The 13,364-nt window shown below is 63.2% G+C and carries 12 protein-coding genes; 5 read left to right on the forward strand and 7 right to left on the reverse strand.

From position 1 onward, the window contains the following. The first annotated feature begins 161 nt into the window (after positions 1 to 161). Positions 162 to 1,895: a hydantoinase B/oxoprolinase family protein gene (locus AC1DUU_RS09895; RefSeq protein ID WP_476783249.1), complete on the forward strand. Its 1,734-nt coding sequence runs from the start codon at positions 162 to 164 to the stop codon at positions 1,893 to 1,895. Between the two features lie 158 nt (positions 1,896 to 2,053). Here AC1DUU_RS09895 and AC1DUU_RS09900 read toward each other — a convergent pair whose 3' ends face one another. The 6 genes from AC1DUU_RS09900 to AC1DUU_RS09925 all read right to left on the reverse strand — a co-directional run bounded on the left by AC1DUU_RS09900 (position 2,054) and on the right by AC1DUU_RS09925 (position 8,344). After that, positions 2,054 to 3,052, reverse strand: coding sequence for an ABC transporter ATP-binding protein (locus AC1DUU_RS09900; protein WP_476783250.1), 999 nt, complete (start codon positions 3,050 to 3,052; stop codon positions 2,054 to 2,056). A 15-nt stretch (positions 3,053 to 3,067) separates the two neighbouring features. Beyond that, entirely contained in the window at positions 3,068 to 4,132 is a 1,065-nt protein-coding gene (locus AC1DUU_RS09905) for a Gfo/Idh/MocA family protein (protein WP_476783251.1), read from the reverse strand. Continuing rightward, a complete protein-coding gene (locus AC1DUU_RS09910; RefSeq protein WP_476783252.1) occupies positions 4,129 to 4,968 on the reverse strand; it encodes a carbohydrate ABC transporter permease in 840 nt (279 codons plus the stop codon). The genes AC1DUU_RS09905 and AC1DUU_RS09910 overlap by 4 nt, the downstream gene beginning before the upstream one ends. A 7-nt stretch (positions 4,969 to 4,975) precedes the next feature. Continuing rightward, complete coding sequence (locus AC1DUU_RS09915; RefSeq protein WP_476783253.1) at positions 4,976 to 5,917, reverse strand: carbohydrate ABC transporter permease; 942 nt, start codon at positions 5,915 to 5,917, stop codon at positions 4,976 to 4,978. Between the two features lie 219 nt (positions 5,918 to 6,136). Further along, positions 6,137 to 7,396, reverse strand: a complete 1,260-nt coding sequence (locus tag AC1DUU_RS09920) for an ABC transporter substrate-binding protein (protein ID WP_476783254.1) — start codon at positions 7,394 to 7,396, stop codon at positions 6,137 to 6,139. 33 nt (positions 7,397 to 7,429) lie between these two features. Continuing rightward, a complete protein-coding gene (locus AC1DUU_RS09925) occupies positions 7,430 to 8,344 on the reverse strand; it encodes an N-acetylmuramic acid 6-phosphate etherase (RefSeq protein ID WP_476783255.1) in 915 nt (304 codons plus the stop codon). 197 nt (positions 8,345 to 8,541) lie between these two features. On the opposite strand from AC1DUU_RS09925, the gene AC1DUU_RS09930 reads away from it, so the two are divergent. The 4 genes from AC1DUU_RS09930 to nagA are packed head-to-tail and all read left to right on the forward strand — an operon-like array spanning position 8,542 to position 12,386. Continuing rightward, positions 8,542 to 9,423, forward strand: a complete 882-nt coding sequence (locus AC1DUU_RS09930) for a glucosamine kinase nucleotide-binding domain-containing protein (RefSeq protein WP_476783256.1) — start codon at positions 8,542 to 8,544, stop codon at positions 9,421 to 9,423. Continuing rightward, the gene (locus AC1DUU_RS09935) at positions 9,416 to 10,204 is read left to right on the forward strand and encodes a GntR family transcriptional regulator (protein ID WP_476783257.1); all 789 of its coding nucleotides are present in this window, start codon (positions 9,416 to 9,418) and stop codon (positions 10,202 to 10,204) included. Before AC1DUU_RS09930 ends, AC1DUU_RS09935 begins: the two co-directional genes overlap by 8 nt. A 14-nt stretch (positions 10,205 to 10,218) precedes the next feature. After that, positions 10,219 to 11,232 (forward strand): SIS domain-containing protein, encoded by a 1,014-nt coding sequence (locus tag AC1DUU_RS09940; protein ID WP_476783260.1) that lies wholly within the window; start codon positions 10,219 to 10,221, stop codon positions 11,230 to 11,232. After that, complete coding sequence (gene nagA / locus AC1DUU_RS09945; protein ID WP_476783258.1) at positions 11,229 to 12,386, forward strand: N-acetylglucosamine-6-phosphate deacetylase; 1,158 nt, start codon at positions 11,229 to 11,231, stop codon at positions 12,384 to 12,386. The genes AC1DUU_RS09940 and nagA overlap by 4 nt, the downstream gene beginning before the upstream one ends. 187 nt (positions 12,387 to 12,573) lie before the next feature. Here nagA and rpe read toward each other — a convergent pair whose 3' ends face one another. Further along, a complete protein-coding gene (rpe, locus tag AC1DUU_RS09950; protein ID WP_476783259.1) occupies positions 12,574 to 13,248 on the reverse strand; it encodes a ribulose-phosphate 3-epimerase in 675 nt (224 codons plus the stop codon). Positions 13,249 to 13,364 lie beyond the last annotated feature (116 nt).

Below are 13,364 nucleotides of genomic sequence, written 5' to 3' on the forward strand. Positions count from 1 at the left end.
GGGAGAGGAGGCCTTCAGCCGTTTTTTCCTATCTTTTCCACGTCTGAGAGATGGAAAAAACGGCTGCAGGCCTCCTCTCCCCAGCGGGGAGAGGGTGGCCGAGCGAAGCGGAGGCCGGGTGAGGGGGAATTTCGCCGAGCGATTTGCCGAGAGCTCACACCATGAGCCTCGACGCCATCACGCTCTCCGTCATCCAGGCAGCCTTGCAGCAAACCTGCGACGAGATGGACCTGACGTTCTCGCGCGCGGCGTTTTCGCCTGTCATCGCCGAGGCCAACGACCGCTCCGACGGCATCTATTCGGCAGTCGACGGCGCGCTGATCGCGCAGGGCTCGCAAGGCCTGCCGGTATTTGTCGGCGTCATGCAGTACTCTACGAAGACGATCATCGAGATGATCGCTGACGGCCGCTGCCTGCCGCCTGAAGAAGGCGATATATACATCGTCAACGACCCTTATCTCGGCGGCACGCATCTGATGGATGTGCGTTTTGCCATGCCGGTGTGGCGCCGGGGAAAGATCTTCTGCTGGCTGTCGAACACCGGCCACTGGCCTGATATCGGCGGTTCGGTACCCGGCGGCTTTTCGGCATCCGCGACGGCGGTGGAACAGGAAGGGCTGCGCCTGCCGCCGGTCAAGCTGTTCAAGAAGGGCGTGATGGACCCCGAGATCTACGCCATCATCTGCTCCAACATCCGCGTGGCCGACCAGCGCATCGGCGACATCCGCGCACAGGCGGCAGCTCTGTATGTCGGGCAGGACAGGCTGTTCCAGATCCTGGATCGTTACGGTGATGAAACGGTTGTCGCGGCAATCGCTGAGCTGCGCCGGCGCGCGGCGGAGCAGATGCGGGCGCATATCTCAGCCTTGCCCGACGGAGCCTATCGATCGAAGGCCTTTGTCGACTCCGACGGGGTGGTCGACGCGCCGCTGACGATTGCGCTCACGATCGAAAAGGCAGGCGATGAACTCACCTTCGATTTTTCCGGCTCGTCGAAACCCTGCGCCGGGCCGATGAACAGCGTGCTGGCAACGACCTTGTCGTCGGTCTATCTCGCCATGCGCCACATCTTCCCCGACGTGCCGATCAGCGCCGGCGCCTTCGAGCCGCTTCACATCAAGCGGCCGGAAGGCACGTTCCTCGATGCGCGCTATCCGCGTCCTGTCTCTGGCTGCGCGGCTGAGGTTTCGCAGCGCATCGCCGAAGCCGTTTTCGCCGCGATGGTTCAGGCCACACCCGACAGAGTGACAGCTTCGCCGGCCGGATCGAGCGGCAATTTCGCACTTGGCGGCAACGACCCTGCACGCGGCCGCGACTATGTCATGTACCAGATCTCGGGCGGCGGGTATGGCGGTAATGTTGACCATGACGGGCTGTCGAACGGCTGCTCGACCATCGGCATTTCGAAGTCGCCGCCGGTCGAGATCATGGAACAGGCCTACCCTGTCCTCTACCGGCACTATGCGCTGCGCGAAGGCTCCGGCGGCGCGGGCCAGCAGCGCGGCGGCTTCGGCCTCGCCTACGAGATCGAGCTGCTGCGAGGCGAAGCGCGCGCCTCCTTCGTCATGGACCATGGCCGCTTCGGCCCGCAAGGCGCGCTGGGCGGCAAGGATGGCGCGGTGAACATGGTCACGGTGTTTCGCGACGGGCAGCCGCATGTGCCAAAGCACCTGTCGAAAGAGCAGGACATTCCGCTCAAAGCCGGCGACCGGGTGCTCGTCGGCACGCCCGGCGGCGGCGGCTATGGCGACCCGCTTGAGCGTGATCCGGAGCTGGTGCTGCGCGATGTCGGGCTCGGCTACTACACGCGTGTGCAAGCCATGGAGATGTTCGGGGTGGTGATTGGGGACGCTGGGCTGGATATCGAAGCGACGCAGCGGCTGCGGCTGGGTTGAGAGCCGACTTTTGACAGATGTGCAGCCCCTCACCCTTACCCTCTCCCCGTAAGGACGGGGCGAGGGAGGCGCCGGCGTTGCACCCAACCTCTTTCTCCCCGTTTACGGGGATAAGGTCCCGGAAGGGGGATGAGGGGCAGTCGGGAGCAGAGCAGCCCCTACCCTATCGCGTTGCCGTCGGCGTCGAAGCGATAGGTCCGTGCTGCGTCAGGCGTTGCATAAAGCGTGGCACCGGGACCGGTCTGGTATTCGCCGAACAGCCGGATGGTGATGAGGCCGGCCTTTTCGGTTTCCAAGAAGACATTGGTGTCGGCGCCGAGATGCTCGGCGTGAATGACAGTGCCCTTCCAGGTACCAGCGGTGTCGCTGACCGCGATGTGCTCGGGGCGGACGCCGATGGTCTTGGCGGTTTCGCCGAGCCGGGAACCGTCGATGAAGTTCATCTTAGGCGAGCCGATGAAGCCGGCAACGAAGAGATTGGCCGGCTTGTTGTAGAGCTCCATCGGCGCGCCGACCTGCTCGACACGGCCGGCGTTGAGCACGACGATGCGGTCGGCGAGCGTCATCGCCTCGACCTGGTCGTGAGTGACATAGACCATCGTCGCCTTGAGCCGGTGGTGAAGCTGGGCGATCTCCAGACGCGTGTTGACGCGCAGTGCTGCATCGAGGTTCGACAGCGGCTCGTCGAACAGGAACAGCTTTGGCTCGCGCACCAAAGCGCGGCCGATGGCGACGCGCTGGCGCTGGCCGCCGGACAGTTCGGCCGGGCGGCGCTTGAGGTAGGGTTCGAGCGACAGCATGGCCGAGGACGCTGCGATGCGCTGGTCGATCTCGGCAGTCGGCGTTCCCGCCTGCTTGAGGCCAAGGCTCATGTTGTCGCGCACGGTGAGGTGCGGATAAAGCGCGTAGGTCTGGAACACCATGGCGATGCCGCGCTTGGACGGCGGCGCGTTGGTGACCCTGGCGCCGTCGATGAGCACGTCGCCCGACGTCGCATCTTCAAGGCCGGCGATGATGCGCAGCAAGGTCGACTTTCCGCAGCCCGACGGGCCGACGAAAACGACGAACTCGCCGTCCTTGACGTCAAGGTCGATGCCTTTCAGCACGTCGACCGGGCCGAAGGACTTCTTGACGTTTTCGATCTTGAGAGATCCCACAGGCTATTCCCTCTTTTAGAGCTTGACGGGCAGGCCGGTGCGGACGCTCTCGTCCGCTGCCAGGCATACGCGCAGTGATTTGACGGCGTCATCCATGTGACGGGTAAGGTCGATGTCCTCGCGGATGGCCTTGAGCACGAAGGCCTGCTCGCGGTCGCACAGTCCCTGGTGGCCGGGCTCGTCCTTCATCGACAGATCCTCGTCGGCGCGCAGGAAATGGCCGTCGGAACCGAGGTCGGCGCGATGGACGCGGATCATGCTGGTCTTGGTGTGGGAATCGACGTCGTCCGACTTGGTCGCGGCCTCGTTGACGACGATCGACACGCTGCCCTTGGGTGAAATGACGTCCTTCACGAAGAAGGCCGTCTCCGACATCATCGGACCCCAGCCGGCCTCGTACCAGCCGACCGAACCGTCGGCGAACAGCACCTGAAGATGGCCGTAATTGTACATCGCCGGGTCGATCTCGTCGGTCATGCGCAGGCCCATGCCGCGCACTTCGACCGGGTCGGCGTCGGTGATCTGGCACATGACATCGAGATAGTGCACGCCGCAGTCGACGATCGGCGAGGTCGTCTTCATCAGCTGCTTGTGGGTGTCCCACTTGTGGCCGGACGACTGCTGGTTGAGGTTCATGCGGAAGACGTAAGGGCCGCCCAGCGCACGCGCCTCGGCGATCATCCGCATCCACGACGGGTGATGGCGCAGGATAYAACCGACGACCAGCTTGCGGCCATTGGCCTTGGCGCACGCCACGACACGTTCGGCGTCGGCGACAGTGGTTGCCAGCGGCTTTTCCAGGAACACATGGCAGCCGGCCTCCAGCGCCATGACGGCGTAGTCGGCGTGGCTGTCGGAGTAGGTGTTGATCGACGCGACGTCCGGCTTCAACTCGCGGATCGCATCCTCGAACGAACGCTGGATCGTGTAGCCCTCCATACCCGCCGGCAGCGGCACGTCCGAACGGTTGACCAGGGCCGCGATCTCAAAGCCGGGGTTGTTGTGATAGGCGAGCGCATGGCTGCGGCCCATATTGCCGAGACCGGCGACGACGACGCGAAGGGGCTTTTGAGTGGTCACTTGACGGCTCCCGAAGTGATGCCGCGGATCAGTTGCCGCGAGAAGAAGAAGTAGAGGACCAGCACCGGCAGGATGGCGAGCGAGAGCGCGGCCAAGACGGCGTTCCAGTTGGTGACGAACTGGCCGATGAACACCTGCGCGCCAAGCGTGACGGTCTTGGTCGCTTCCGAGGGTGCCAGGATCAACGGGAACCACAGATCGTTCCAGATCGGGATCATGGTGAAGACAGCGACGGTGGCCATGGCCGGGCGGACCAGCGGCAGGACGAGGCGGAAGAAGATGCGGTATTCAGACAGACCGTCGATGCGCCCGGCGTTCTTCAGATCGTCCGATACCTGCTTCATGAATTCGGACAGGATGAAGACGGCAAGCGGCAGGCCTTGTGCTGTGTAGACCAGCACCAGYGCGGTCAGCGTGTTGACCAACCCGCTGGCCACCATCAGCTGGAGGATCGCGACCGTGCCAAGCCGGATCGGGATCATGATGCCAAGGGCCAGATACAGGCCCATCATCGTRTTGCCSYKGAAGCGGTATTCCGACAGCGCGAACGCCGCCATGGCGCCGAACAGGAGCACGAAGAACAGCGAGGCGACGGTCACCGTCAAACTGTTTTGGAAATACTGGATGAAATCGCCCTGCGCCATCACCGTCCTGTAGCCGATGAGGTCGAAGGTCTCGGTGGTCGGCAAAGACAAGGGCGAACGGAAGATGGCGTTGCGCGACTTGAACGAGTTGACGACGATGACCAGCACCGGAAACAGCGCGATGACCGTGTAGGTCAGCAGCACCGCATGTGCGCCGATGCTGCGTGGCAGGGATGTGGCAGCCTTGCTCATGACGCCCTCAGAACTGGTAGCGGCGCAGCCGCCGCTGGATAAGGAACAGATAGAGGCACACGCCGGCGAGGATGATGAAGAACATCATCGAGGCGATGGTGGCGCCCATGTTGGGGTCGCCGATCTGCAGCTGGAAGCCGAAGAAGGTGCGGTAGAGGAACGTGCCCAGGATGTCGGTGGCGTAATTGGGACCGGCGAGCGCGCCTTGCGCCGAATAGATCAGGTCGAAGGCGTTGAAGTTGCCGACGAAGGTGAGGATAGAGATGATGCCGATGGAGGGCAGGATCAGCGGCAGCTTGATCTTCCAGAACTGGGAAAAGCCGGTGACGCCGTCGCATTCGGCCGCTTCGATGACCTCTTCGGGGATCGACAGCATGGCGGCGTAGATCAGCATCATCGGGATGCCGACGAACTGCCACACCGAGATCAGGCCGAGCGTGGTCAGCGCGTATTCTTCCTTGCCGAGCCACGGCACGAACAGGCTCTTGAGACCGACGAGGTCGAGCAGGTTCGGCGCCACGCCCCACAGCGGGCTCAGGATCAGCTTCCAGGCGAAACCGACGATGACGAAGGACAGGATCGTCGGGATGAAGATCGCCGTACGGTAAAAGGCGGAAAAGCGCAGCTTGGGGCTCGACAGCAGCGCTGCGAGCATGACGCCGATCGGGTTCTGCACCAGCATGTGGATGATGAAGAACCAGGTGTTGTTGCCAAGCGCGTTCCAGAATGATGCCGCCCAGCGCGGATCGCCAAACAGCGTGCGGAAATTGTCGAAGCCGGTGAACACCTGGGCGTTGTCGATGTTGCGGAATAGCGACAGCTGCAAGGTGCCGAACAGCGGCAGGATCATCACCGCGGTGTAGACCAGGAGTGCCGGCGCCAGGAAAACGGCGATGTGCCAGCGCGTCGGTCTCTTGTCTTGGCTATGCTCTAGGCTTTGCTCCGACATCTCAAATTCCCTGGCCCGGCCCGTTTTCGACCGTTGATCATGACTGCGAGGATGGACCCCTGCGGCGCTTCCCGCCAGATGGCTATCGGAAGCAGGAGCGCATCTTTGTACGCTATCGTTCAACCCCTCATTTCGATTCCGCGAGGTTCGAAATCGTCAAGGGACGGAGAGCGCCACCAAGGCGGCGCCCTCCTGAGCGAGCATCAAGCCCGCCGCATCTTACTTAGCCGGCTTGAACCAGCTGTCGAGGCCCTTCTGCAGCTCGGCAGCAGCGGCTTCCGGGGTCTCGGTGCCGTTGATGACGTTGGCCGACTTGACCCAGGTCTCGTTTTCGAGATTCGGCGTGCCGCGCGACAGAACCTGATAGGTCGAGCGGATCGTCGGCTTGCACTTCTCGCGCCAGGAAACGAACTCCTGAGCCATCGGGTCTTCCATCTTCACGGCAGCCGAGTTCAGGCTGAAGAAGCCCGGCAGCGCGTTGGCATAGATGGTCGCGAATTCTGGCGAAGCCACCCAGGTCAGGAAGGTCTTGGCGGCATCGGCGTTCGCGCTCTTGGCGTTGAGGCCAATGCCGATGTCGTTATGGTCGGAGATGTAGCAGGTGTCGCCAGCCTTCTGGACCGGCGGCGGGAAGGCACCCATCTTGAACTGAGCCTGGGTGTTGAAGGTCGAAATCTCCCACGAGCCGGCCGGGTAGATGGCGGCGCGGCCGAGCGTGAAGAGGTTCTGGCTGTCCGGATAGGTCTGGGCTTCGAAGCCGTCGCCGAGATAAGGCTTCCACTTGGCGAGCGTCGCAAAAGGCGCAACCCAGTCGGCATCGGTCAGCTTCTGCTCGCCCTTGATGAGCGCCAGACGGCCTTCTTCGCCCTTCCAGTAGTTCGGGCCGATGTTCTGGTAGCCCATGGTCGCGGCTTCCCAGAGATCCTTGGTGCCCATGGCCATGGGGATGAAGGTGCCGTCGGCCTTGATCTTGTCGAGGGCGGCGAAGAACTCTTCTTCGGTCGCCGGCACGGCGATGCCGAGCTTTTCGAAGGCGTCCTTGTTGTAGATGAAGCCGTGGATGACGGACGCCATCGGCACGCAGAAGCTCGCCTTGCCATCGTCGGTCTGCCAGGCGGACTTGGCGACGTCGGAGAAGTTCTCCATGCCAGCAAGGCTGGTCAGATCGGCAAGCTGGCCCTTCTTGTAGAGCTCGAGCGAGGCGTCGAACGGACGGCAGGTGATCAGATCACCAGCCGAGCCGGCGTCGAGCTTGGCGTTGAGCGAGGCGTTGTATTCGGTCGGAGCCGTGGGCGAGAACACGACTTTGATGCCGGGGTTCTTGGCTTCGAACGCCGGGATCAACTTTTCCTGCCAGATGGCGAGGTCGTCATTGCGCCAGCTCTCGATGGTGAGCGTCTTGTCCTGGGCGAGCGCGATCCCGGCGGAGCCGAGAATGCTGGACGCCATCAGAAGTCCAGTAAGCAACCTGTGTTTCATTTCCATTCTCCCTGTTTACGTTCTCTCGGGCCTCTACTGATGAGAGCCTCTGCTCCCCTCGAGCTTCGACAGTGCGGACCTCAGTTTCTGGTCCGCCCCATCCAGAAGTTGGTTTGCCGCCTCGGGGCTTGCCGCCCCTGAGGCCAGAAGGATTGCCACTTTCACCGAGCCCCCGCTCTTTTCGAGCAGGCTTTTCGCGGTGGCAGCATCACTGCCGGCAATGACTGAGACGATGCGCGCTGCGCGCTCGTGCAGCTTCAGATTGTCGGCGTGGAGATTGACCATATAGCCGTCATGGACATGGCCGAGATGGATCGCGGCAAGCGTCGACATCATGTTGAGGGCGACCTTCTGCGCGGTGCCGGCACCCATACGGGTCGAGCCGGCAACGACTTCCGGCGGCGTCGCCAGCAGCACGGAAATCTCGGCGAGACCAAACATCGGCGCGCCGGAATTGTTGGCAAAGGCAATCGTTGCGGCACCGCGGCGCTTGGCCTCTTCAAGAGCACCCATCGCATAGGGCGTCGAGCCGCTGGCGGAAATGGCAATCAGGCAGTCGCCGGCATCTAGACCGGTCGCAGCGACATCGCGAGCGGCCTGGTCGGCATCGTCTTCCGGCCCACCGGCCAGATTGACCAGCGCCTCGGTGCCGCCGGCCAGCAGGATGAACACGCGCTCGCGCGGGATGCCAAAAGTTCCGGGAAGCTCAAGCGCGTCARCCAGCGCCATCAGGCCGGAACTGCCCGCAGCGGCATAGACAAGGCGGCCACCGCCAGCGAGGCAGGCAGCGACTTTTGCGGCGGCTTGAGCGATTTCGGGGATGGCGGCATGGACAGCGCGGGCAGCTTCGACCTGGGCATCCGCAAGCAGGCGGAGAACGGAATCGGGTGCCTGGGCATCAATGCCCCCGGCATCTTTGTGCACCGCTTCTGTACGCCTTGGCGCCATTCTGTCTCTCCCTTTCGCCGACAATACCAAAAAAATACCACTTGTCCAGCGGCGTTAACAAATTCCTTTGCTGCAACGCAAGGCAGATCGAAAAATCTATACAATTCAATCAAATGGGGATTCTGGTCCGGCTGCCGGAATTTAAAGCTTGGCTATTGGTATTTTATTGGTATTATCGGCGGCGAGGAGAAAACGCCGTGGATCTTGTGCTCGGGATAGATGGTGGCGGCACCGGCTGCCGGGCCGCACTGGCCACTGCAACCGGCGACAATTTGGGTCGCGGGCGTGGCGGACCGGCCAATATCCGCACCGACCTCGCTGGCGCTTGTGACAACATCGTCGAAGCTGCCCGCCTGGCATTCATCGATGCCGGCCTTGACCCCGCATTTATCGCTTCGACCGACGCCGTGCTCGGCCTCGCCGGCGCCAATGTCGGCGACTACAAGCAGCGGCTCGAAGCCATGCTGCCGTTCCGAAACAGCTCTGTTGAAAACGACTCGCTCATCTCGCTCGAAGGCGCGCTCGGCGCGCATGATGGCGCCATCGCGGCACTTGGAACCGGCACCGTCTATCTGGCACGCCAGCAAGGACAGTTGCGCCCCATAGGTGGCTGGGGCTTCCAGATCGGCGATCTCGGCAGCGGCGCGCGCATCGGGCGCGAGCTGCTGCAGGAAACACTGCTCGTCTACGACAAGATCCATGCCGGTTCGGCGTTGACCGACATCATGCTTGAGCGTTTCAACGGCAATCCAAGCGACATCGTCGAATTCACCACCGCAGCCAAGCCTGCCGATTATGGCGGGTTCGCGCCGATGGTGTTCGAACACGCATCGAAAGGCGATGCCGTCGGTCAGCGGCTGGTCGAGCGCGCGGTTTCCGACGTCGAGGAAACGCTCGCCGTCTTCGACCTGTCGCCGACGCAGAGGCTTTGCCTGCTCGGTGGGCTAGCCGGCCTCTATGCGCCGCTGCTTTCAAAACGCTACCGCACGATCATGCATCCGCCACTGCAAGATGCACTTGGCGGCGCGGTACAGATGGCGGTCCGGAAATTCGGCAAAGCGGGAGGCGGCCATGGATGATGCCGCCGAACGCATTTTTGCCGCCCTGCGCGACGTCACCCAAAGTGGCGCCCCACTCTATCTCCAGCTCAAGAAAAACATCGAAGAGGCAGTCAAGCGCGGGCTGATCGGCCCCGGCGACGCCCTGCCCTCGGAACGCGATATCGCCGCCCAGGCCGACATTTCACGCGTCACCGTGCGCAAGGCGGTGCAGGATCTGGTCAAGTCGGGCGTGCTGGTGCAGCGCCATGGCTCGGGCACGTTCGTTGCGCCGCGCATGGAGCGCGTGGAGCAGTCGCTTTCGCGCCTGACCTCGTTCACCGAAGACATGGCCCGGCGCGGCATGGCGGCCCGCTCGCAATGGCTCGAGCGCGGCGTCTACCCGCCCTCGCCCGACGAGATGATGGTGCTTGGGCTGTCGGCCAGCGAGCTGGTGTCACGGTTGAGCCGCCTGCGCATTGCCGACGAAACGCCGCTGGCGATCGAGCGCGCGGCCATTTCCGCTTCGGTGCTTGCCGACCCTCGTGAAGTGACATCTTCGCTCTATATGGCACTGGGCAAGACTGGCCACCGGCCGGTGCGTGCCGTACAGCGCATCTCGGCAGTCAATCTCGGCGAAGCCGAGGCCAAGCTGCTATTGGTGCCGGCGGGCTCGGCCTGCCTGCAGATCGAGCGCATCTCATACCTTGCCAGCGGCAAGGTGATCGAGTTCACCAAGTCGATCTATCGTGGCGACGCCTATGATTTCGTCGCCGAACTAAGGCTACCCGGCCCGGATGGGCAAGAAGGAGACATCGCTTGAACGCGACAACGCATATGCGGCGCGAAATCGCCGAAATCCCCGAAGCCACAGCGCGCCTGCTCGAAGGTTCCGCTAAGGAACTTGCCGAAACCGGCCAGCACCTCAAGCGCGCAGCTCCGCGCTTCATCACCACCGTGGCACGCGGTTCGTCCGACCACGCGGCCTCCTTCCTCAAATACGCCATCGAGCTGACCGCCGGGCTTCCCGTCGCGTCCATCGGCCCGTCGATCTCGTCGATTTACGGCGCCAAGCTCAAGCTTGCCGATTCCGCGTGCATCGCCATTTCGCAGTCGGGCAAAAGCCCCGACATCGTCGCCATGGCCGAAGGCGCGCGCGCCGGCGGCGCGCTGACGATCGCCTTGACCAACACTGCCGGTTCGCCGCTGGCAGTCGCATCCGACCACGCCATCGACATCCTCGCAGGGACCGAAAAGAGCGTGGCCGCGACCAAGACCTTCGTCAACTCGGCGGTCGCCGGGCTTGCCGTGCTTGGCCACTGGACCGGCGACGACAAGCTGCTCGCCGCACTCAAGGCACTGCCTGACTATTTCGCCAAGGCGGTCGAATGCGACTGGATGAGCATCGCCGATGCGCTCACCGACGACACCAACTCGCTGTTCATCCTCGGCCGTGGTCCCTCGTTTGCCATCGCCAACGAGGCGGCACTGAAGTTCAAGGAAACCTGCGCCATGCACGCGGAATCCTACAGTGCAGCCGAAGTGATGCACGGCCCGCTGGCGCTGGTGCGGCCGGGCTTCCCGGTGCTGGCCCTTGCCGCCCGCGATGCCTCCGAGCCCTCGATATCAGAAGCCGCCGACGGGCTAGCCGCGCGCGGTGCCGCCATCCACATCACCTCGGCATTGGCCAAGAAGGCGCATATTCTGCCGCATGTCGCGACCGGCCACCCGCTGACCGATCCGCTGATGCTGATCGCTTCGTTCTATGGCTTCGTCGAGGCTTTTGCCCGCCATCGCGGCCTCGACCCCGATAGCCCGCCTAACCTCAGGAAAGTGACCGAAACGATATGACCAATCGTTTTGCCATAGGTGCGGCACGCATCTTCGACGGAGAGGCGTGGCATGAAGATGCCGCGCTCATCGTCACCGAGGGGCTGGTCGAGAGCATCGTCAAGCGCGATGCCGTGCCGGCTGGCATTGCGGTTACGGACGGCGGCGGCATTGTTGCCCCCGGCTTCATCGACCTTCAGGTCAATGGCGGCGGTGGGCTGATGCTCAACGACAAGCCCGATGTCGACACGCTCGATATCATCTGCAAGGCGCAGATGCCGTTCGGCACCACCGCAGTGCTGCCGACGCTGATCACCGACACCCGCGAGATCACGCGCGCGACGATCGCGGCAGGTGCAGATGCGGCAAAGAGCAAGGTCCCGGGTTTCCTCGGGCTGCATCTCGAAGGGCCGCATTTGTCGCTCGCCCGCAAGGGCGCGCATGATCCCAAGCTGATCCACCCGATGGACGAGGCGGAGCAGGCGGCCCTGATCGCCGCGTGCTCGACGATGCCGGTACTTTTGACCACTGTGGCGACGGAATCCGTCACCCCGGCTCAGGTCAAGGCGCTCGCCGACGCCGGTATCGTGGTCAGCCTCGGCCACACCGACACGAACTACCGCACGGCAAAGCAATATGCCGAGGCGGGTGCCACGATGGCGACGCATCTGTTCAACGCAATGAGCCAGATCGGCAATCGCGAACCCGGCCTTGCCGGTGCCGCGGTCGATATCGGGACGTTCTCGGCCGGCCTGATCGCCGACGGCATCCATGTCGACCCGGCAACGATGGCGATCGCGCTGCGCGCCAAGAACGGCCCGGCGCGCATCTTCCTGGTCACCGATGCCATGGCAACGATCGGCACCGACATGAAGTCGTTTGTGCTGAACGGACGCACCATCAAGCGCGAGAATGGCCGCCTGACACTGGAAGACGGCACGCTTGCGGGTGCTGATCTCGACATGATCTCGGCGGTGCGCTTCATGCACGAAAAGATCGGCATGGAGCTCGGCGAAGCACTGCGCATGGCCTCGCTCTATCCGGCCGAAGCTGTCGGCCAGGACAAGCATCTCGGCCGCCTGCTCAAGGGCTTTGCCGCCAATATTGTCCAGCTCAGCGACACGCTCGACGTGTCGGGCGTTTGGATCGACGGCAACAGGGTGTTTGCGGCTTAGGTTCGAGAACGAGGTCGGCCAGCCCGCTTAGCGGCCTGCTGACCTTGCCACGTCGGCACTGCCCCTCACCCGCCTGCCGGCACCTTCTCCCCGTAATGACGGGGAGAATGACGAAGCTCCAACGCCGACGCCCCCTCTCCCCGTTCTTCACGGGGAGAGGGTAAGGGTGAGGGGCAAATCTTCAAACTCAGATAGCGGCCTTGTCCGCGGCAGCCCTAATCGCTTCGATATTCGCCGCATAGGCCGAAGGCCCGCCCTTGAACACGGCATTGCCGGCGACCAGCACGTTGGCGCCGGCGGCGGTGACCAGCGGCGCGGTCTCGGGCGTCACGCCGCCGTCGATCTCGATGTCGATCGGGCGATTGCCGATCATCGCCTTGACCCGCTTGACCTTGTCGATGACAGCCGGAATGAAGGCTTGGCCGCCAAAGCCCGGATTGACGGTCATCAAAAGCACGAGGTCGAGCCGGTCGAGCACATATTCGATCACCGATTCAGGTGTCGATGGATTGAGCGACACGCCGGCCTTCTTGCCCAGGTTCCGGATGGTCTGCAGCGAGCGGTCGAGATGCGGGCCGGCCTCGGCATGGACAGTGATGATGTCGCAACCGGCGTCGGCGAATGCCGCAAGATAAGGGTCGGCGGGCGTGATCATCAGATGGCAATCGAACACCTTGTCGGTGCGGTTGCGGATCGCCTTAATGACGGGCGGGCCGAAGGTGATGTTGGGAACGAAGTGCCCGTCCATGACGTCGAGATGGATCCAGTCGGCGCCAGCGGCGACGATGGCCTCGACCTCATCGCCGAGTTTGGAGAAGTCCGACGACAGCACCGACGGGGCGATCAGGGTTTTGTTGCTCACGTTCAGGCCTTTTTGAAAGCGCGATGTTGGCGCTTGCCTAATATCCGGCGGCGTCAATGTCGAGACGCAAGCGCCCGGACGAGGGCCTTTGCCCGGCAAAAAGACCCGTCCAGCGC

The sequence above is a fragment of the Aminobacter sp. P4_H6_2 genome (assembly GCF_056400805.1).